At 74.4% G+C, this 17,851-nt stretch carries 18 protein-coding genes; 6 read left to right on the forward strand and 12 right to left on the reverse strand.

The genetic code is table 11. The annotated features are described in order from the left end of the window. Positions 1–78: 78 nt before the first annotated feature. Together groL and groES are read right to left on the reverse strand one after the other, a co-directional pair. Complete coding sequence (gene groL / locus ABTZ17_RS03710) at positions 79–1,707, reverse strand: chaperonin GroEL (RefSeq protein ID WP_352193857.1); 1,629 nt, start codon at positions 1,705–1,707, stop codon at positions 79–81. Positions 1,708–1,824: 117 nt separating this feature from the next. Next, a complete protein-coding gene (gene groES, locus ABTZ17_RS03715) occupies positions 1,825–2,133 on the reverse strand; it encodes a co-chaperone GroES (RefSeq protein WP_007265952.1) in 309 nt (102 codons plus the stop codon). 342 nt (positions 2,134–2,475) lie between these two features. Between groES and ABTZ17_RS03720 the strand changes: the two genes are divergently transcribed. The 4 genes from ABTZ17_RS03720 (at position 2,476) to ABTZ17_RS03735 (ending at position 7,413) form a co-directional block, all read left to right on the forward strand. Then, positions 2,476–3,156: a response regulator transcription factor gene (locus ABTZ17_RS03720; protein WP_352193858.1), complete on the forward strand. Its 681-nt coding sequence runs from the start codon at positions 2,476–2,478 to the stop codon at positions 3,154–3,156. A 222-nt stretch (positions 3,157–3,378) separates the two neighbouring features. Then, positions 3,379–4,749 carry a sensor histidine kinase gene (locus ABTZ17_RS03725; protein WP_352193859.1) on the forward strand — a complete coding sequence of 457 codons (1,371 nt, stop codon included), beginning with the start codon at positions 3,379–3,381 and terminating at the stop codon, positions 4,747–4,749. A gap of 55 nt (positions 4,750–4,804) precedes the next feature. Beyond that, a complete protein-coding gene (locus tag ABTZ17_RS03730; RefSeq protein ID WP_352193860.1) occupies positions 4,805–5,995 on the forward strand; it encodes an LCP family protein in 1,191 nt (396 codons plus the stop codon). Then, the gene (locus ABTZ17_RS03735; RefSeq protein ID WP_352193861.1) at positions 5,983–7,413 is read left to right on the forward strand and encodes an FtsW/RodA/SpoVE family cell cycle protein; all 1,431 of its coding nucleotides are present in this window, start codon (positions 5,983–5,985) and stop codon (positions 7,411–7,413) included. The genes ABTZ17_RS03730 and ABTZ17_RS03735 overlap by 13 nt, the downstream gene beginning before the upstream one ends. Positions 7,414–7,490: 77 nt before the next feature. Here the strand turns inward: ABTZ17_RS03735 and ABTZ17_RS03740 are convergent, their stop codons facing one another. After that, complete coding sequence (locus tag ABTZ17_RS03740; RefSeq protein ID WP_352193862.1) at positions 7,491–8,384, reverse strand: polysaccharide deacetylase family protein; 894 nt, start codon at positions 8,382–8,384, stop codon at positions 7,491–7,493. After that, a complete protein-coding gene (locus tag ABTZ17_RS03745) occupies positions 8,381–9,328 on the reverse strand; it encodes a polysaccharide deacetylase family protein (RefSeq protein ID WP_502994586.1) in 948 nt (315 codons plus the stop codon). The genes ABTZ17_RS03740 and ABTZ17_RS03745 overlap by 4 nt, the downstream gene beginning before the upstream one ends. 101 nt (positions 9,329–9,429) lie before the next feature. Between ABTZ17_RS03745 and ABTZ17_RS03750 the strand changes: the two genes are divergently transcribed. Then, entirely contained in the window at positions 9,430–10,683 is a 1,254-nt protein-coding gene (locus tag ABTZ17_RS03750; protein ID WP_502994587.1) for a THUMP-like domain-containing protein, read from the forward strand. On the opposite strand, the gene ABTZ17_RS03755 is transcribed toward ABTZ17_RS03750, so the two are convergent. The 5 genes from ABTZ17_RS03755 to tsaB all read right to left on the reverse strand — a co-directional run bounded on the left by ABTZ17_RS03755 (position 10,619) and on the right by tsaB (position 14,179). Beyond that, on the reverse strand, positions 10,619–11,386 hold the full coding sequence (locus ABTZ17_RS03755; RefSeq protein ID WP_352193863.1) for a hypothetical protein: 768 nt from the start codon (positions 11,384–11,386) through the stop codon (positions 10,619–10,621). The genes ABTZ17_RS03750 and ABTZ17_RS03755 overlap by 65 nt on opposite strands. Before the next feature lie 196 nt (positions 11,387–11,582). Next, complete coding sequence (locus ABTZ17_RS03760) at positions 11,583–11,849, reverse strand: hypothetical protein (RefSeq protein ID WP_352193864.1); 267 nt, start codon at positions 11,847–11,849, stop codon at positions 11,583–11,585. After that, entirely contained in the window at positions 11,846–13,003 is a 1,158-nt protein-coding gene (gene tsaD, locus ABTZ17_RS03765; protein WP_352193865.1) for a tRNA (adenosine(37)-N6)-threonylcarbamoyltransferase complex transferase subunit TsaD, read from the reverse strand. Before tsaD ends, ABTZ17_RS03760 begins: the two co-directional genes overlap by 4 nt. Further along, positions 12,996–13,490, reverse strand: a complete 495-nt coding sequence (gene rimI / locus ABTZ17_RS03770) for a ribosomal protein S18-alanine N-acetyltransferase (protein ID WP_352193939.1) — start codon at positions 13,488–13,490, stop codon at positions 12,996–12,998. The genes tsaD and rimI overlap by 8 nt, the downstream gene beginning before the upstream one ends. 26 nt (positions 13,491–13,516) lie before the next feature. Then, on the reverse strand, positions 13,517–14,179 hold the full coding sequence (gene tsaB / locus ABTZ17_RS03775; RefSeq protein WP_352193866.1) for a tRNA (adenosine(37)-N6)-threonylcarbamoyltransferase complex dimerization subunit type 1 TsaB: 663 nt from the start codon (positions 14,177–14,179) through the stop codon (positions 13,517–13,519). 125 nt (positions 14,180–14,304) lie between these two features. Here tsaB and ABTZ17_RS03780 point away from each other — a divergent pair, with 125 nt between their 5' ends. After that, positions 14,305–14,853, forward strand: a complete 549-nt coding sequence (locus tag ABTZ17_RS03780) for a hypothetical protein (RefSeq protein WP_352193867.1) — start codon at positions 14,305–14,307, stop codon at positions 14,851–14,853. Positions 14,854–15,311: 458 nt separating this feature from the next. Here ABTZ17_RS03780 and ABTZ17_RS03785 read toward each other — a convergent pair whose 3' ends face one another. The 3 genes from ABTZ17_RS03785 to ABTZ17_RS03795 all read right to left on the reverse strand — a co-directional run bounded on the left by ABTZ17_RS03785 (position 15,312) and on the right by ABTZ17_RS03795 (position 17,698). Next, the gene (locus tag ABTZ17_RS03785) at positions 15,312–15,527 is read right to left on the reverse strand and encodes a hypothetical protein (protein ID WP_352193868.1); all 216 of its coding nucleotides are present in this window, start codon (positions 15,525–15,527) and stop codon (positions 15,312–15,314) included. A gap of 265 nt (positions 15,528–15,792) precedes the next feature. After that, positions 15,793–16,416 (reverse strand): tRNA (adenosine(37)-N6)-threonylcarbamoyltransferase complex ATPase subunit type 1 TsaE, encoded by a 624-nt coding sequence (tsaE, locus tag ABTZ17_RS03790; RefSeq protein WP_502994588.1) that lies wholly within the window; start codon positions 16,414–16,416, stop codon positions 15,793–15,795. Beyond that, positions 16,388–17,698: an alpha/beta fold hydrolase gene (locus ABTZ17_RS03795; RefSeq protein WP_352193869.1), complete on the reverse strand. Its 1,311-nt coding sequence runs from the start codon at positions 17,696–17,698 to the stop codon at positions 16,388–16,390. The genes tsaE and ABTZ17_RS03795 overlap by 29 nt, the downstream gene beginning before the upstream one ends. Positions 17,699–17,851: the final 153 nt, after the last annotated feature.

The following is a 17,851-nucleotide window of genomic DNA, read 5'->3' on the forward strand; positions in this document are numbered from 1 at the left end:
GGTACGGGGAAGGCCCCCGGCGCGTGCGCGCCGGGGGCCTTCCTCAGGCACTCGGATCCGGGGCGACCCCGGACCGGGTCAGTGGCTGTGGCCGTGACCGTGGCCGTGACCGCCGTTGTCCTCCTCCTCGGCCGGCTTCTCGACGACCAGGGTCTCGGTCGTGAGCAGCAGCGAGGCGATGGAGGCGGCGTTCTCCAGGGCGGAGCGGGTGACCTTGACCGGGTCGATGACGCCGGCCTTGACCAGGTCGCCGTACTCGCCGGTGGCGGCGTTGAAGCCCTGGCCCTTGTCGAGCTCGGCGACCTTCGAGGTGATGACGTAACCCTCCAGGCCGGCGTTCTCGGCGATCCAGCGCAGCGGCTCGACCACGGCGCGGCGGACGACCGCGACACCGGTGGCCTCGTCGCCGTCCTTGCCGAGGTTGCCCTCCAGGACCTTGGCGGCGTGGACCAGAGCGGAGCCACCACCGGAGACGATGCCCTCCTCGACCGCGGCGCGGGTCGCGGAGATGGCGTCCTCCAGACGGTGCTTCTTCTCCTTCAGCTCCACCTCGGTGGCGGCGCCGACCTTGATCACGCACACGCCGCCGGCGAGCTTCGCGAGGCGCTCCTGGAGCTTCTCGCGGTCCCAGTCGGAGTCCGTGGCCTCGATCTCGGCCTTGATCTGGTTCACGCGGCCGAGGACGTCCTCGGAGTTGCCCGCGCCGTCCACGATCGTGGTGTCGTCCTTGGAGACGGTCACGCGGCGGGCGGAGCCCAGCACGTCCAGACCGGCCTGGTCGAGCTTGAGGCCGACCTCCTCGGCGATGACGGTGGCACCGGTGAGGGTGGCCATGTCCTGGAGCATCGCCTTGCGGCGGTCACCGAAGCCGGGGGCCTTGACGGCCACGGCGTTGAAGGTGCCACGGATCTTGTTGACCACCAGGGTGGAGAGCGCCTCGCCCTCGACGTCCTCGGCGATGATCAGCAGCGGCTTCGAGCCACCCGCCTGGATGACCTTCTCCAGCAGCGGCAGGAGGTCCTGGATGGAGGAGATCTTGCCCTGGTTGATCAGGATGTACGGGTCGTCGAGGACGGCCTCCATACGCTCCTGGTCCGAGACCATGTACGGCGAGAGGTAGCCCTTGTCGAAGGCCATGCCCTCGGTGAACTCGAGCTCCAGGCCGAAGGTGTTCGACTCCTCGACGGTGATGACGCCGTCCTTGCCGACCTTGTCCATCGCCTCGGCGATGAGCTCGCCGACCTGCTGGTCCTGCGCGGAGAGCGCGGCCACGGCGGCGATGTCGGACTTGTCCTCGATCGGGCGGGCCGTGGCGAGGAGGTCCTCGGAGACGGCCTTGACCGCGGCGTCGATGCCCTTCTTCAGGGAGGCCGGGGAAGCGCCGGCGGCGACGTTGCGCAGGCCCTCGCGGACCAGCGCCTGGGCCAGGACGGTCGCGGTGGTGGTGCCGTCACCCGCGATGTCGTTGGTCTTGGTCGCCACCTCCTTGACGAGCTGGGCGCCCAGGTTCTCGTACGGGTCGTCGAGCTCGACCTCGCGGGCGATCGTGACACCGTCGTTGGTGATGGTGGGGGCGCCGAACTTCTTGTCGATGACGACGTTGCGGCCCTTGGGGCCGATCGTCACCTTGACCGTGTCGGCAAGCTTGTTGACGCCGCGCTCGAGGGCGCGACGGGCGTCCTCGTCGAACTTCAGGATCTTCGCCATGGGAGCGGTTCAGCCCTCTCGAAAAATCTCGGTTTTCAACGAACCGCGCCCCTCGCCGCCCGGCAATCAGCGGGGTGACCAGGGGCGCAGCTCAAAGCAGTCTCTGCTTGGGGTGAATTACTTCTCGACGATCGCGAGCACGTCGCGAGCCGAGAGGACGAGGTACTCCTCGCCGCTGTACTTCACCTCGGTGCCGCCGTACTTGGAGTACAGCACGATGTCGCCGACGTTGACGTCCAGCGGGAGACGCTGGCCGTCCTCGAAGCGACCCGGGCCCACGGCGAGGACGACGCCCTCCTGGGGCTTCTCCTTCGCGGTGTCCGGGATGACCAGGCCGGAGGCCGTGGTCTGCTCGGCGTCGAGCGGCTGGACCACGATGCGGTCCTCAAGCGGCTTGATGGCAACCTTGGAGCTGGCGGTCGTCACGATCCGACCTCCCCCTTCGGAGATCTCACGGGGTTAACTGTCTGAGGTGGCGACCAGGTGGATCCGTCGTCGCGGGTGCCGGACCTGCCCGTCGCTGTGTTGGCACTCACCTGGGGCGAGTGCCAGGCCCGAGACTATTCCGGCGATTAGCACTCGGTCAAGCGGAGTGCCAATCCGGACCGCACGCGCCCCACCGGAACCGCCCCGGAACCCGCCCCCACGACCGCCCCCGCACCCACCACCGGGCCTTTGCCTACCCCCGCCCACGTGCGGATACGCGGGCGGCCCGACCCTCCGGGGGGCCCCGTTCGGGCGATTCAGCCGGTATGTCAGGGTTGGGGCGTGCGGATTCTGGTGGTCGAGGACGAGACGGGTGTGGCCGAGTCGCTGCGGCGCGGTCTCGGTGCCGAGGGGCACTGGGTCGAGACGGCGGCCGACGGGCACCGCGGACTGGAGCTCGCGCTCGGCGGCGGCCCGTACGACCTGGTGGTGCTGGACCTGATGTTGCCCGGCCCGGACGGGCTGGAGATCTGCGCCCGGATGCGGGCCCACGGGGACACCACTCCGGTGCTGATGCTGACCGCCCGGGACGGCGAACGGGACGAGGCCGCGGGCCTGGACCACGGGGCCGACGACTACCTGGCGAAGCCGTTCTCCTTCCTGGTGCTGGCGGCCCGGGTGCGCGCCCTGGGGCGCCGGGCCGGGATCACCGCGCCCGCCCCGCTCCAGGCCGGGGACCTCGTCCTGGACCCGGAGGGCCGGCGCTGCGCCCGCGGCGGCCGGGAGGTGGAGCTGACCGCCCGCGAGGTCGCCGTACTGGCCTGCCTGATGGAGAGCCCGGGGCGGGCCGTCCCCAAGCAGCGGATCCTCGACGAGGTGTGGGACTCCCCCGTCGCCGTGGACCCGAACATCGTCGAGGTCTACGTCTCCTCGCTGCGCAAGAAGATCGACGCGCCCTTCGGCCGCCGCTCCCTGCGCACCGTGCACGGCACCGGCTACCGGATCGCCCCGGACGGCGGCTGAGGGGTGCGCGGGAGGCGGGACCCCGGCCCGGAACCGGAGCGGGGACGGGAACGGGGAGCGGATCGGGGGCGGCAGGGGCGGGATCCGGCCGGCGACGGGCGGGGTTCCCCGCCCCCGTCCGCGCCCCGGTCCGCGCCCCGGCCCGCGTCGCGATCCGCCTCCCGGTCCGCGCCCCGCGCCGGGCGGCGGTCCGCCCGGCGGTCGGTCCGGGCCCGGGCCGCGGTGGCCGCCGCCCTGGCCATGACCGCGGTGCTGACCGCCGGGGGCCTGTGGCTGTACGCCCTGCTGCGGGCCAACATCCTCGACGACACCACGGGCCGCACCGAGCTGGCCGCCCGCAAGACCTCGGCCCAGGTGGACACCGGGGCCCTGCGCGGTCCGGAGCTGCCCGCCCCCGAGGGCGGGGTGGACCTGGTGCTCGTCCTGGGACCGCACGGCCGGGTGCTGGCCTCCGGCGGGAACCTCTCGGCGGCGGCCGGGTTCACGGAGCTGCGTCCCGAGCCGGGGGCGGATTCCGGCCACCGGGTGCTGCCGCCGGTCCGGCCGGGCGGGGAGCGCCGGGCGGTGGTGGTGGTCGCGGCGCGCGCGCCCGGCGGCCCCGCGCCGGCGGAGCGGTACGTGTACGCGATGACGGTGCTCGGGGACGCCGACGGGGCCACGCGCGCGGTGGGGCTGGGGCTGCTCGCCGGGGCCCCGCCGCTGATCGCCTTCGCCGCGGCCCTGGCCTGGGCGGTGACCGGGCACGCCCTGCGGCCCGTCACCGCGATCCGGGCGGGGCTGGCGGCGGTGCCGACGGAGGGGCTGGACCGCCGGGTGCCGGACCCGGGCGGTTCGGACGAGGTGGCGCGGCTGGCCCGGACCGTGAACGCCACCCTGGACCGGTTGGAGGAGGCGGACGCCCGGCAGCGGCAGTTCACCGCGGACGCCTCGCACGAGCTGCGCAGTCCGCTGGCCGCGGTGCGGGCCCGCCTGGAGGTGGCCCTCCGGGACGGGGACCGGGATCCGGACCGGGAGTCGGTGGCGGCGGCGCTCGCCGACACCGAGCGGCTCCAGCGGATCGCGGCGGACCTGCTCCTCCTGGCCCGGTTCGACGCCGGTCCGGCGGCCGGGCCGGGGCCGCGGCGGGAGCCGGTGGACCTGGCGCTGCTGGCGGCGGAGGACGCGGCCCGGCGCCCGGGGCCGCGGGTGCCGGTGCGGGTGGAGGCGGCGGCCCCGGTCCCGGCCCACGGGGACCCGGCCCAGTTGGAGCGGCTCGTGGCGAACCTGGTCGACAACGCACTGCGGCACGCCCGTACCGGGGTGGTGGTGTCGGCCCGGGGCGGGGTCGGGGAGGCCGTACTGGAGGTCTCCGACGACGGGCCGGGCATTCCGGAGGCGGACCGGGAGCGGGTCTTCGAACGGTTCGTGCGGTTGGACGCGGACCGGGGCCGGGCCCGGGGCGGCACCGGGCTGGGCCTGGCCATCGCCCGGGAGACGGCCCGCGCGCACGGGGGCACCCTGACGGCGGAGGGGGCGCCGGGCGGCGGGGCCCGGTTCCTGCTGCGGATCCCCGCGGGCACCGCGGGGCCTGCGGGCCGGGCCGGTCGTTCCTGAGGGCGGTTTCAGGACCTTCAGGGTTCGTTCAGGACCGGGCGCGCAGCATCGGCCCATGAGCGCGCACCGCAGGAGAGACCACCGCCGGCGCCGTCCGCGCCGGGCCGTCCGGGCGCTGGCGCTGACCGCCGCCCTGTCGACCGCGGGTCTCGGGGGCGCGGCCTGGTGGCTGTACCGGGACCTGGCCGGGACGGTGGGCAGCTCGCGGGCGCTGGAAGGGGCCGGGAAGAGCGCGGGCGGGGACACGAACATCCTGCTGATCGGGCTGGACAGCCGGAAGGACCAGCAGGGCCGGGACCTTCCGCCGGAGGTCCTCGACAAGCTGCACGCCGGGAGCTCGGACATCGGCGGGTACAACGCCAACACCCTGATCCTGCTGCACGTGCCCGCGGACGGCGGCCGGGCCCGGGCCTTCTCGATCCCGCGGGACGACTTCGTGGCGATCCCCGGCCACGGCAAGGACAAGATCAAGAAGGCGTACGGGCTGGCGAAGGCGGCCAAGGAGGCCGAGCTGTCCGGGACGGGGGTCACGGACCGGGCCCGGTTGGAGCGGGAGGGCCGGGAGGCCGGGCGGCGGGCCCAGATCGAGACGGTGCGCGCCTTCCTCGGGGTGCCGGTGGACCATTTCGCGGAGTTGAACCTGGCCGGCTTCTTCCACCTGGCGGACGCCCTGGGCGGGGTGCCGGTCTGCCTGAAGCACCCGGTGAAGGACCGCTACTCGGGCGCCGACTTCCCGGCGGGCCCGCAGACCCTGGACGGGCGGCAGTCGCTGGCCTTCGTGCGGCAGCGGCACGGGCTGCCGCTGGGGGACCTGGACCGGACCCGTCGGCAGCAGGCCTTCCTGGCGGGGGCCACCCGGAAGCTGGACTCGGCGGGGACCTTCACGGATCCGGTGCGGTTGCTCAAGCTGGTGGACACGGCGAAGCGGGACGTGGTGACCGACGAGGGCTGGGACCTGCTGTCGTTCGTGCGGCAGGCGAAGGCCCTGTCGGGGGGCCGGGTGGAGTTCACCACGCTGCCCGTGGAGCGGTTCGGAAGGAACCACGGCGAGGACATAAACGTCGTAGACGATATGAAGATAAAGCGCCTCATTGCCGAGCAGATCGGTCCCCGGGCCGCTGCGAGCCCGGGTGCGCCGGGCTCCTCCTCCCCCGCCCCGTCGGCCTCACTGCCGCCCTCGTCCGCCCCCACGGGCGGGGTGGGCGGGAGCGGTATCGACGGCGGCGGCGTCCCGTGCGTGGACTGACCCTGACGCCCCGGACCACCGCCGGGGCCCGCCGTCGGACCGAGGCGCTGCTGCTGGCCTTCGTGGTGGCGATCACGGTGGCCGGGCACGCGAGCGTGGGGCTGGCGATGCGGGACGCGCTGCCGCCGGACCTGACCGGGTTCACGATCAGCATGACCCTGCTGGCGCTGGTGGGGCACCTGGGCGTGCGCCGCTTCGCGGCCTACGCGGACCCGCTGATCCTGCCGCTGGCGCTGCTGCTGTCGGGGATCGGGCTGGTGCTGCTGGCCCGGCTGGACCAGACGTACACGGCGCTGTTCAAGAGCGCGCAGGCGAACGCCCCCGGCCAGCTGATGTGGACCGTGATCGGCGTGGCGATCTGCCTGGGGGTGGTGGCCCTGTTGCGGGACCACCGGCACCTCCAGCGGTACATCTACCTGACGATGGCGGTGGCCCTGCTGCTGCTGATCGCGCCCGCCTTCTTCGGCGCGGACCAGTACGGCGCGAAGCGGTGGATCATCATCGCGGGGCAGTCCCTCCAGCCCGGCGAGTTCGTGAAGATCATGATCTCGGTGTTCTTCGCGGGCTACCTCGTGGTGCACCGGGACTCGCTGGCCCTGACCGGCCGGAAGGTGCTCGGCGTGCGGCTGCCGCCGGGCCGCCAGCTGGGGCCGATCGTCACGGTCTGGGTGATCTCCCTGCTGGTGCTGGTCTTCGAACGGGACCTGGGCACCTCGCTGATCTTCTTCGGCGTCTTCGTGGTGATGCTCTACGTGGCCACCGAGCGGACCAGCTGGATCGTGACCGGTCTGCTGATGGCCGCGGTCGGAGCCTTCGCCGTCGGTTCGACGGAGCCGCACGTGAAGGGTCGGGTCGCGGCCTGGCTCAACCCGATGGCCATCTTCCTGCCGCCCGAGCAGCGGCCCCCGGGCATCGTCTCGGAGCAGTCGGCGCAGGCGCTGTTCAGCTTCGGCACGGGCGGGATCACCGGCACCGGCCTGGGGCAGGGTCATCCCGAGCTGATCGGCTTCGCGGCCCGCTCGGACTTCATCCTCACCACGGTGGGCGAGGAGCTGGGGCTGGCCGGGGTGATGGCCGTCCTGATGATCTACGCGCTGTTGGTGCAGCGCGGCCTGCGGATGGCGCTGGGCGCCCGGGACCCCTTCGGCAAGCTCCTGGCGGTGGGCCTGGCCTCGGCGCTGGCCCTCCAGGTCTTCGTGGTCGCGGGCGGGGTGACGGGGCTGATCCCGCTCACCGGCAAGGCGCTGCCCTTCCTGGCGAAGGGCGGGTCCTCCCTGGTGGCCAACTGGATCATGATCGCCCTGCTGTTGCGGATCAGCGACAGCGCGGAGCGTCAACGGGAGGCGGACGCCCGGGCCCCGGATCCGGACTCGGAACCGGGCCGCGATCCGGAGCGCGATCCGGCCCCCGCGGCCTGAGGCCCGCGGGGGCGGGGTCGGCGGGGGGGGGCGGGGTCGGCGGCCGGCGGGCTCGCGGCCGGCCCCGGCGCCCGGACTCAGATGTGGTCTTCGAGGCGCCCTATGCGGAAGCCCTGTTCCTGGATGCTGTTGAGCATGTTCGCGGTCATCCGGGTCAGGGTGGCCCCCTTGAGCTCGGCCCGGCCCCGGAAGTGCGCCAGCACGATGTCGCCGGGGCGCAGCCCGTCGCCCTCGGCGTAGCGCATGTCGTTGATCTGCATGGACGCCTTCCACAGGACCACCGAGGAGATCCCGCACTCGGCGGCCGCGCGGAGGGTGTCGTCGTTGTGGTTGCCGTAGGGCGGGCGGAAGAGCCTCGGGCGTTCCCCGAATCGTTTCGCCAGCCGCTCCTGCTGACCGCATATCTCCGCCTTCTGGGCCGCGTGGGAGAGGGTCCGCAGATTCGGGTGGGTCAGCGAGTGGTTCTGCACGGTGCTGCCGTTGCCGAGGTCGCGCAGTTCCCGGAAGTACGGGTAGCCGGGGGCGGCCACGCTGTCCGTGAGGAACATGCTGATCGGCAGTTTCAGGTCGGCCGCCATCCGCAGGAAGTCCGGGTCCCGTTCGGCGCCGTCGTCGAAGGTGAGGAACACGGTCTTCTCGCCGGGCGGCAGGGGTATCCGGTCCACCACCGGGGCCCGGCCCGGGGCCGCCGCGGGCAGCACCGCCCGGTGCGCGGGCCTCGGGGCGAACTCCAGGGGCTTCTTCACCCCCCACCGCACGTGGGCGGCGGGGGCGCCCGCCGCCGGGTGCGCGGAGGCGGAGGCGGCGGGGGGCGCGACGGGGGTCGCCGCACCCCCGGTGACCTCGGCGGTGGCCTTGCGGCCGAGCCGCTCGATGGGGTCCACGCTCTGCGCGCAGCCCGTCAGGCCGAGCGTGAGCGCGAGCGCGCCGGCTGCCAGCGTCCCGGCCGTCAGCCGGCGCGCGCTGTTCACAAGTAGTCCTCCAGGCGGGCCACGGCGTATCCCTTGGCCGTGACGGTCTTCATGACCTGACGGATCATGTCAGGCATGCTGCCCTTCCAGTCCTCACGGCCCCGGAAGTGGCTGAGGATGATGTCCCCGGGGTGCAGGTCGCGGTCCCATTCGCGCCAGTCCATGCGGTCGGGGAAGACCTCGGCGTTCCACAGGGGGACGGACTTCACGCCGCAGGACTTCGCCGCCCGCAGGGTGTCCTCGTTGTAGTTGCCGTACGGGGGCCGGAAGACGGTCGGACGCTTGCCGAACTGCTTCTGGATGGTGTCCTGCATCCCGCAGATCTCCTGGCGCTGCTTCTCGTAGGAGAGGGCGGGCAGGTAGCGGTGGTTCAGGGTGTGGTTGTTCAGGGTGACGCCGGCGTCCTGCATCTTCTTGAAGTACGGGTAGTCGTGCCGTACCAGGTAGTCGCTGAGGAAGGCCGTGTACGGGATCTGCAGCTCCTGCATCATGCGCAGGAACTCCGGGTCCTTCTCGGCTCCGTCGTCGATGGTCAGGAAGACCACCTTGTCCTTGGTGGGGACGGTGGTGAACACCGGGGGCAGCCCCTCGTGGTCGGCTACCTCGAAGCCGTCGCGGGTCTCGATCTCCGGCTTCTCCTTCGGGGCCGCGGGGGCCGCGAGGGGGGTCTGCGCCAGGCCCCAGCGCTTGGCCGCGGCCGCCCGCAGGGCCCGGGTCCTCTCGGCCCGCTCGGCCGCGGTCCCCGCCGCCGGGGCGCCGAGGGCCTGGGCGGCCTTCTCCTTCGCGGCCTTCTCCTGCTCCCGCGCGGTGTCCGCGCCGCCCGAGCCACAGGCCGTACCGAGGGCGGCGACGAGCACCGCGACCAGCGCCACCCCGAACCGGCCGCGGGCCCTGCGCACCGCGCCCATGAGGGTCTTTTGTTCCTTTTGTCCGACTAGCTGCATGGCGCCGCATCCTGTCACCGGAATCGGCCCGGACCCGCGCGACACCCGGGCGGGTCCGCGCGCGGGCGCCGCGCTTCCACCGACTGGCCGACAATGATCCGGTGAACGAGCTCCCCCGCCACCCCGGAACCCCCTCCCCCGCACCCGGCACCCCCGGCCCCGCGGACCCCGACCCGGTGGCCGCCTTCGCCGCCCTGCGCACCGAGGAGGGCCGCGCCCTGCTGGCGGAGCTGCGCGACCACGACCCGGCCCGCGAGCTGGCCACGGCCACCCGGCTGCGACGCTCGCACCCGGCCGAGCTGGTCTCGGCGGCCCTGGGGCAGGCCCGGCTGCGGCAGCGGGCGGCGGCGAAGTTCGGCGCCGAGGACGCCTACCGGATGTACTTCACGCCCAACGGCGTCGAGCAGTCCACCCGGGCCTCCGTGGCCGAGCACCGGGCCCGGCGGCTGGCCGGGCTGGGCGTGCGCTCGCTGGCGGACCTGTGCTGCGGGATCGGCGGGGACGCCCTGGCACTGGCCCGCGCCGGGATCCGCGTCCTCGCCGTGGACCGAGACCCCCTGACGGCCGCCGTGGCCCGCGCGAACGCCGAGGAGCTGGGGCTCGCCGACCTGATCGAGGTCCGCGAGGCGGACGTCACCGAGGTGGACACCGGCGGGTACGACGCCGTGTTCGTGGACCCCGCCCGGCGCGGCGGCCGGGGCCGGATCTTCGACCCCGAGGCGTACTCCCCGCCGCTGTCCTGGGCGGTCGGCGCGGCCGGCGGCGCCCGGTTCGGCGCGGTGAAGGTGGCCCCCGGCATCCCCCACGAGGCGGTGCCCGACGAGGCCGAGGCCGAGTGGATCTCGGACCGGGGGGACGTGAAGGAGGCCGTGCTGTGGTTCGGCACCGCACCCGGCACGGTCCGCGCCACCCTGCTCCCGCGGGGGGACTCCCTCGCCACCGCCGACCCGCTGCCGGACCCGGAGCCCGGACCGGTGGGCCGCTGGCTGTACGAACCGGACGGCGCGGTGATCCGCGCCCACCTGGTCGCCGAGGCCGCCGCGGAGCTGGACGGCCGGCTGATCGACCCGACCATCGCCTACGTGACCGCGGACGAGCTGCGCCCGAGCCGGTACGCCACCGCCTACGAGATCACCGACGTGCTGCCGTTCAACCTCAAGAAGCTGAAGGCGCTGCTGCGGGAGCGTCAGGTGGGGGTGCTGACGGTCAAGAAGCGCGGCTCGGCGATCGAGCCGGAGGAGTTGCGCCGCAAGGTGAAGCCCCAGGGCCCGAACGCGGCCACCGTCATCCTCACCAGGGTCGCCGGAGCCCCTTCGATGCTGCTCGCCCGCCCTGCGCCGGCACCCCGGGACTGATCCCGGCCTCGGGCCCGACCGGGGCGGGGACGAACTCCACCACGGGCACGGCTTCCGGGGCGGGTACGGACTCCACCGCGGCCACGGACGGGGGCGCGGGGAGGGCGCGGCGGACCCAGCGGTGGTGGGCGGCGGCCCGGCCGATGCCCAGCAGTCCGGTGATCCACAGGATGAGCCCGAGGCCCATGGCGTAGACGACCTCGGCGGGCGTGTCCACGCCGGAGCGGGCGGCGGCGGCCACCCCGAAGGTGACCCACAGCCCGAGGGCGGCAAGCAGCGCGGAGGAGCCCAGCCAGCCCAGCAGGGCGCGGGGGGTGCGCAGTCGGGCGTCCGCCTCCGGGTCCCGTCCGGCCTCCGCCCAGGCGCACAGCAGTCGGCGCACGTCCCGGTCCCGGCGGGCCGCGGCCGCCGCCCAGAAGCCCGCGGGGACCAGGATCCCGGAGCCGAGGCCGGTGAACACCACGCCCACCAGGAACTCCCCGCGGTCGCCCTGCTCGAAGGACATCAGGGCGATGCCGAGGAAGGACCAGCCCAGGGCGAAGACCACGGCGAGCAGCCACAGGAGCAGCAGGCGGGTGATCCCGAGCCCGCTGCGGACGAGGTCGCCCAGGGCCGCGGCCCGGGCGGCCCTGAGTCCGACCGGGTCCTCCCAGGCGCGGGCCTCCGCGGACGGCGGAGGCGGCGGCAGGTCACGGCGAGACATGCGCATGACCATAGCGGCCCCCCGCCGGGATCCCGGGGACGCGCCGGGGACGATTGCCCGGATCGACCCGTATTGCCCGGCGTGGGGCGGGTGTTCGGGCCCGTCCCGAGGACCGGCCGGTGGGCGGCGGCCCGTCCGGGACGGCCGCCCGGCCGGGCCGGAACGCGGTCGGCCCCGCGGACCTCGGGCGGCCGGGTCAGCTCACCCCGGCCGACTCGAAGCGCCAGCGGTGCACGGGCCGGGTGATCAGGTCGGCCGCGGGCTCCGGGAGTTCGGGCAGCTCGGCGGTGAGCGCCTCGGCGGTCCACCAGGTCATGACCAGGACGCGGTCCTGGGGGGCGCGGAAGATCTCCCGGCGGTCCGGATCGGCGGCCAGCTCCTGGGCCCGGGCCCATTCGAGGAGTTCGCCGCCGCGGCCGTCCGCGGCCCGGGCCTCCCACATCAACACGACCGTGGTGCTCATGAGTACAGGTTGTCCTTGCTCAGCTCGTGCACGTGGTCGTGGTCGTGCGCGTGGCCGTGTCCGTGGCCGTGCGCATGACCGTGATCGTGGCCGTCGCCGTGCTCGTGGGAGGTGCCGGGGACGTGCGGGTCGGTCACGGGCAGCGAGGAGTCCGCCGACAGGTCCCAGTCCGACGGGGGCCGGTTCCGGGCCACCATCTCCGCGCCGAGGGCGGCGACCATGGCGCCGTTGTCGGTGCAGAGCTTCGGCCGCGGCACCCGCAGGGTGATCCCGGCGGCGTCGCAGCGCTCCTGGGCGAGGGCGCGCAGCCGGGAGTTGGCGGCGACCCCGCCGCCGATCATCAGGTGGTCGACGCCCTCGTCCTTGCAGGCGCGGACGGCCTTGCGGGTCAGCACGTCCACCACGGCCTCCTGGAAGGAGGCGGCGACGTCGCGGACCGGCACCTCCTCGCCCGCCTTCCGCTTGGCCTCGATCCAGCGGGCCACGGCCGTCTTCAGACCGGAGAAGGAGAAGTCGTAGGCGGCGTCGCGGGGCCCGGTCAGGCCGCGCGGGAAGGCGATGGCCTCCGGGTCGCCCTCCTTGGCGAGCCGGTCGATGACCGGTCCGCCGGGGAAGCCCAGGTCGAGGGTCCGGGCGATCTTGTCGAAGGCCTCGCCGGCGGCGTCGTCGATGGTGGCGCCGAGCGGGCGGACGTCACTGGTGATGTCCGGGGCCAGCAGTAGCGAGGAGTGCCCGCCGGAGACGAGCAGGGCCATGGTCGGCTCGGGCAGCGGGCCGTGCTCCAGCTGGTCCACGCAGATGTGCGAGGCGAGGTGGTTCACCCCGTAGAGCGGCTTGCCGAGGGCGTACGCGTACGCCTTGGCCGCCGAGGTGCCCACCAGCAGGGCACCGGCGAGGCCCGGACCGGCCGTGACGGCGATGCCGTCCAGGTCCTTGGCGCTGACCCCGGCTTCCTTCAGGGCCCGCTCGATGGTGGGGACCATCGCCTCCAGGTGGGCGCGGGAGGCCACCTCGGGGACGACCCCGCCGAACCGGGCGTGCTCCTCGACGCTGGAGGCGACCGCGTCCGCCAGCAGGGTGGTGCCGCGGACGACGCCGACACCGGTCTCGTCGCAGGAGGTCTCGATGCCGAGGACGAGGGGTTCGTCAGCCATGGTTCTCACTTCTCACGGGGCTGGTGGCGGACCCGAGGGAGCCCGCCGGATCGGCGAGGCGCATCACGAGCGCGTCGACGTTGCCGGGCTGGTAGTAGCCGCGCCGGAAGCCGATCGGCTCGAAGCCGAACCGCTCGTACAGCTTCTGGGCGCGGGTGTTGTCGACCCGCACCTCCAGCAGCACCTCGGCGCATTCGAAGGCGGTGGCGGCCCGCAGCAGTTCGGTGAGGAGCCGGGCGCCGAGCCCGCTCCCCCACTGGTCGCGGGCCGCGGCGATGGTCTGCACGTCCGCGAGGTCACCGGCGGCGGCCAGCCCGGCGTAGCCGACGAGCCGGCCGTCCGGGGCCTCCGCCACCAGGTAGCGGCGGGTGGCGGCGGGGCCGCGGGAGTGGGCGAGTTCGGACCAGAACATGCCCGCGGACCAGGCGTCCTCGGGGAACAGTTCGTGCTCCAGCTCCAGCACCGGCGGGATGTCCCACCAGCGCATCTCGCGCAGGACCACGTCCGGGGCGGTCACTGGGGGGTGACCACCTTGTAGTTCTTGGGCACCTGGGCGTCGGGGCGGCGCAGGTACAGCGGCAGCGGGGGCAGGAACTCCCCGCCGTCGCGGAGCCGTTCGGCGGCCAGGGCGGCCAGGGCGGCGGCCGACTGGTGCTCGGGACCGCGGGCGTCCGGGAACACCTCGGGGTAGAGCAGCGCGCCGGCGCCGACCGCGGGCAGCCCGGCGACCTCCTCGGCGATCTCGGCGGGACGGTCCACGGCGGGGCCGGAGACCCGGGTGCGCGGGTCCTCGTACCGGGCCCAGTAGACCTCCTTGCGGCGGGCGTCGGTGGCCACGACGAAGGGCCCCTCGATCCCGGCCTCCCCCGCGGCGTGGGCGAGGCCGTCCAGGGTGCACACCCCGTGGACCGGCGCGCCGGTGACGGAGGCGAAGGCGGCGGCGGTGACCAGACCGACCCGCAGGCCCGTGTACGGGCCGGGGCCGACGCCGACCACGATGCCGGTGACGGCGTCGATCTTCACCCCGGCCTCGGAGAGGACCCGGTCGACGGAGGGCAGCAGGAGTTCCCCGTGCCGGCGGGCGTCGACCTGGTCCGCCCGGGCGAGGACCTTCTCCCCGTCGTGGAGGGCGACGGTGACGGCGGGCGTGGCGGTATCTACAGCGAGCAAGAGCACGCGAACAGCCTACGTCTCCGGGGGCGCGGGCACCGGCGGGCCCGTCGGGCCGCACCCCGGCTGCTACCGTCGGCCCCTGGGGCTCCAGGGGCCCCGCGAGGGCGACGCGAGAGGCGGAGGAACAGGTGGCACGCAGCAGCTCGGGAATCGTGGCCGGGCTCACGGCCGCGGCCGTGGCGGTGGTGGGCTTCCTCGCCTACCAGGCTTCGGCGAGCGCCCCCGAACGGCCGGCGAAGTCCCCCGGCCAGGCCGTCCCCAGCGCCCCCGCCGTCCCGCCGGGCAAGAAGCCCTCGCTGGAGATCCCGGCCGTCTCAGGCGCCGGTGTACGGGTCGTCTACTCCGTCGGCGCCAAGCAGGTGTGGCTCGTCGGCGAGGGCGAGAAGAAGCTGCGGACCTTCGCGGTCGTCCCCAGCACCGTCAGCCCCACCCCCGGCACCTACCTGGTGGGCTCCCGCTCCGGGAAGATCACCGGCTCAGACGGGGTCCCCATCGAACACGTGGTCCGGTTCGCGAGCGTCAACGGGGTGACCATCGGATTCAGCGCGCGGGTGGACGGATCGCTGCCGCAGCCGGACCCGCGGAAGAAGACCGGCGGCATCCGGATGACGCGGGCCGACGGCGATGCGCTGTGGACCTTCGCCACCATCAACTCGAAGATCGTCGTGGTCCCCTGACCCCAGCCGCTGCGCGGGGCCGGCCTCGACGATGCGCTCAAACGCCGCGCGGGCTGGGATGGGTTTCTGCCCGTCGCCGGGCGCGGCTCAAGGATGCGCTCAAACGCCGCGCGGGCTGGATGTGGCCTGGGGTCGTGAGCCGGCGCGGCTCAAGGACGCGCTCAAACGCCGCGCGGGCTGGGATGGGCTTCTGCCCGTCGCCAGGCGCGGCTCAAGGATGCGCTCAAACGCCGCGCGGGCTGGGATGGGTCGGGGTGGTCGTTCGGCGTCACGTCGGACGACCACCTCGGCCACCATCCAGCCCCGCCGGCGATTGAGGCGCACCGGGCGCGGAGCGGCCGGGTCACAGGGGAGACGGGCCGCACCCGAACAGCCGACCTCAGCCCAAACCAGCCCCGCCGGCGATTGAGGCGCACCGGGCGCGGAGCGGCCGGGTATGGCCCCGCCCCACCGGGACGTCAGGCCGCTTCGGGGTGCCGCCCCGCCTCCCGGGGTTCCGGTTCGGGGCGGGCGGGCGGGGTGGAGACGGCGGTGGCGGCCGCGCACGAGGCGAGCAGGGCCTGCATCGAGAACCCCCCGGCGCCCCCGCCCCTCCTCGGCCCGGCCGCGCACTCGGTGGTCCGGGGCGGGACCGGGCGCCGTTCCGCCGCGCGCTCAGGTACCGGTACCGACATGGCTGCCTCCTTGGTCCGGGGCGTCGTACGCAGGCAAGTTAGGTAGACCTAACCAGCTCTCGTTACCATGTCACCACGCGCCGCACCACCGGCGCAACAGCTTGCCGACAGTTCGTCGGAACGTCTTCCCCCGTGCGCCGCCCGGCACCCCCGCGGAACCACCCGCCCGGCCCCGGCACGCCGGAGGGGGCCGCTCCGGCATCCGGCCGGCGCGACCCCCTCGTCGCCCCCTCCGGGACGACCTCCGCGATCCGTCGCGGACCCGCTACGCGCGCGGGGCGAACCCCTCCGCCAGCGTCGCGGCGAGTTCCGTTTCCGCCCAACGGGCGCCGGTGCCGCGGACCGTGACCGTACGGACGTCGTCCAGCACCTCCTCGTGGCCGACCGCGCGGGCGATGACCACGTGCAGCCGGTCGTCGGACAGCTCCTCCACCTTGCCGTCGCCCCACTCCACGACGACCACGGACTCGGGCAGCGAGACGTCGAGGTCCAGGTCCTCCATCTCGTCGAGGCCACCGCCCAGCCGGTACGCGTCCACGTGCACCAGCGCCGGGCCGCCCACCAGCGAGGGGTGCACCCGGGAGATCACGAAGGTCGGGGAGGTGACGGCGCCGCGCACGCCCAGGCCCTCGCCGAGGCCACGGGTCAGCGTGGTCTTCCCGGCGCCCAGTTCGCCGGTGAGCAGGACCAGATCGCCCGGCCGCAGCAGCGTCGCGAGCCGGCGGCCCAGCTCCTGCATGTCCTGCGGGGAGCCGATGGTGATCTGCGCGGCGGCCTCGGCTTGTCCGGCGGGCGCTGCCTGTCCGGCGGGCTCGGGCCGCGCGCCCGGGGCGGTGTCCCCGGCGGTCCCGGCGGTGTCCTCAGGGTGCCTGGTGTGCGGTGCTTCCATACGCGCCAACGTTAGCCGCTGCCGGGCCCGCCCCGGCCCGCTCCAACAGGGCCGCCAGCCGCTCCGTGACCTCCTCGGGGCGCTCCAGCATCAGCAGGTGCCCGGTGTCCGGGAGCACCGCCAGGTCCGTGCCGGGCAGCTCGGCTGCGATGGCCTCGCCGTGCGCGGCGGGGGTGATCAGGTCCTTCTCCCCGGCCATGACCAGGCTGGGCAGCCCCGCGAACACGGCGAGTTCGGCGGTCTTGTCGTGCGGCTCGAAGGCCGGGTAGAACTCGGCGACCACGTCGATCGGCGTGGCCTCGATGAGGCGTTCGGCGAAGCGCGCCACGCCCGGGTCCACGTCCTTGGTACCGAAGGAGTACCTCTTCACCGCGCCCGCGAACAGGTCGGCGGTGGCCCGGCGGCCCCGCTCCACGAGGTCCACCTCGGAGCCCAGCGCCCGCAGCACCCCCGGCAGCACCCGCCGGACCAGCCCCATCCCGGCCGCCGGCAGCCCGTACGTCACCTCGCCGAGCCGACCGCTGGAGGTGCCCACGAAGGCCACCCCGACCACCCGGTCCCGGACCAGCTCGGGGAACTGCGCCCCCAGCGCCATGATCGTCATCCCGCCCATCGAGTGCCCCACCAGCACCAGCGGGCCCTCGGGGGCGGCCCGGTCGATGACCGCCTTCAGGTCCCGGCCCAGCTGGTCGATGGTCAGGGACTCCCCCGCCGCCTGCGCGGCCCCGCGGGCCGAGCGGCCGTGGCTGCGCTGGTCCCAGTACACGGCGCGCACCACCCCGCGCAGCGCGGCCCGCTGGAAGTGCCAGGCGTCCTGGCTCAGGCAGTAGCCGTGGCAGAAGACCACGGTGAGCGGGGCCCGTGCCGCGGTCTCCGCGGCCGCCGGACGGCCGCGTCGGAAGCGGCGCTTGCGGGGCGGGCGTCCCGCGGCGGGGTCCACGGCCTCGCCGGACCCCACGGTCCCGGCCCCGGCCCCGGTTCCGACGGCCGCGCTCCCGTCCTCCTCCCCGGCGACCGGTGTCGCGCCCGAGGCCCCGCCCGGGGCGCCCGGCCCCGTCTCCTCGGTCTCGTAGTACAGCTCGGTGCCGTCCTCGGCGAGGACCGTGCCCGGGGTGCCGCGCAGGGAGCCGTAGTCCCCGGCCGCGTCCAGCACCAGCCGGGCCTTCATCCGCACGCCGCGGCCCACCGTCAGCCGCTCCACCGCCACGCCCGCGGCCGCCCCGGCGGCTATCACGCCGATCGCCGCGCCGGCCAGTCCGGCCTTGCGCCAGTTGTCGCTCACGACACCTCACTCCTCGGTTCCGACCGGACCGGACAGCGTCACGTGCAGGGTCAAGCGTCCAGGTTCGGGTGGCGGGCGTCACGCAATCAACGCCGGGTGTTCAAGGTCCGGCATCCGCTCCCGTGCGGAACCGCCCGACCAGCGGTGATGCCC

Source organism: Streptomyces sp. NPDC097619 (assembly GCF_040302735.1).
Lineage (GTDB): Bacteria > Actinomycetota > Actinomycetes > Streptomycetales > Streptomycetaceae > Streptomyces.

Bases quoted from the DNA above. Each gene is read 5' to 3' on its own strand.
- groL (WP_352193857.1), bottom strand. From the start codon at position 1,707: ATGGCGAAGATCCTGAAGTTCGACGAGGACGCCCGTCGCGCCCTCGAG.
- ABTZ17_RS03730 (WP_352193860.1), top strand. From the start codon at position 4,805: ATGAGCGCGCACCGCAGGAGAGACCACCGCCGGCGCCGTCCGCGCCGG.
- ABTZ17_RS03745 (WP_502994586.1), bottom strand. From the start codon at position 9,328: ATGCAGCTAGTCGGACAAAAGGAACAAAAGACCCTCATGGGCGCGGTG.
- ABTZ17_RS03755 (WP_352193863.1), bottom strand. From the start codon at position 11,386: ATGTCTCGCCGTGACCTGCCGCCGCCTCCGCCGTCCGCGGAGGCCCGC.
- ABTZ17_RS03760 (WP_352193864.1), bottom strand. From the start codon at position 11,849: ATGAGCACCACGGTCGTGTTGATGTGGGAGGCCCGGGCCGCGGACGGC.
- tsaD (WP_352193865.1), bottom strand. From the start codon at position 13,003: ATGGCTGACGAACCCCTCGTCCTCGGCATCGAGACCTCCTGCGACGAG.
- rimI (WP_352193939.1), bottom strand. From the start codon at position 13,490: ATGCGCTGGTGGGACATCCCGCCGGTGCTGGAGCTGGAGCACGAACTG.
- ABTZ17_RS03785 (WP_352193868.1), bottom strand. From the start codon at position 15,527: ATGTCGGTACCGGTACCTGAGCGCGCGGCGGAACGGCGCCCGGTCCCG.
- tsaE (WP_502994588.1), bottom strand. From the start codon at position 16,416: ATGGAAGCACCGCACACCAGGCACCCTGAGGACACCGCCGGGACCGCC.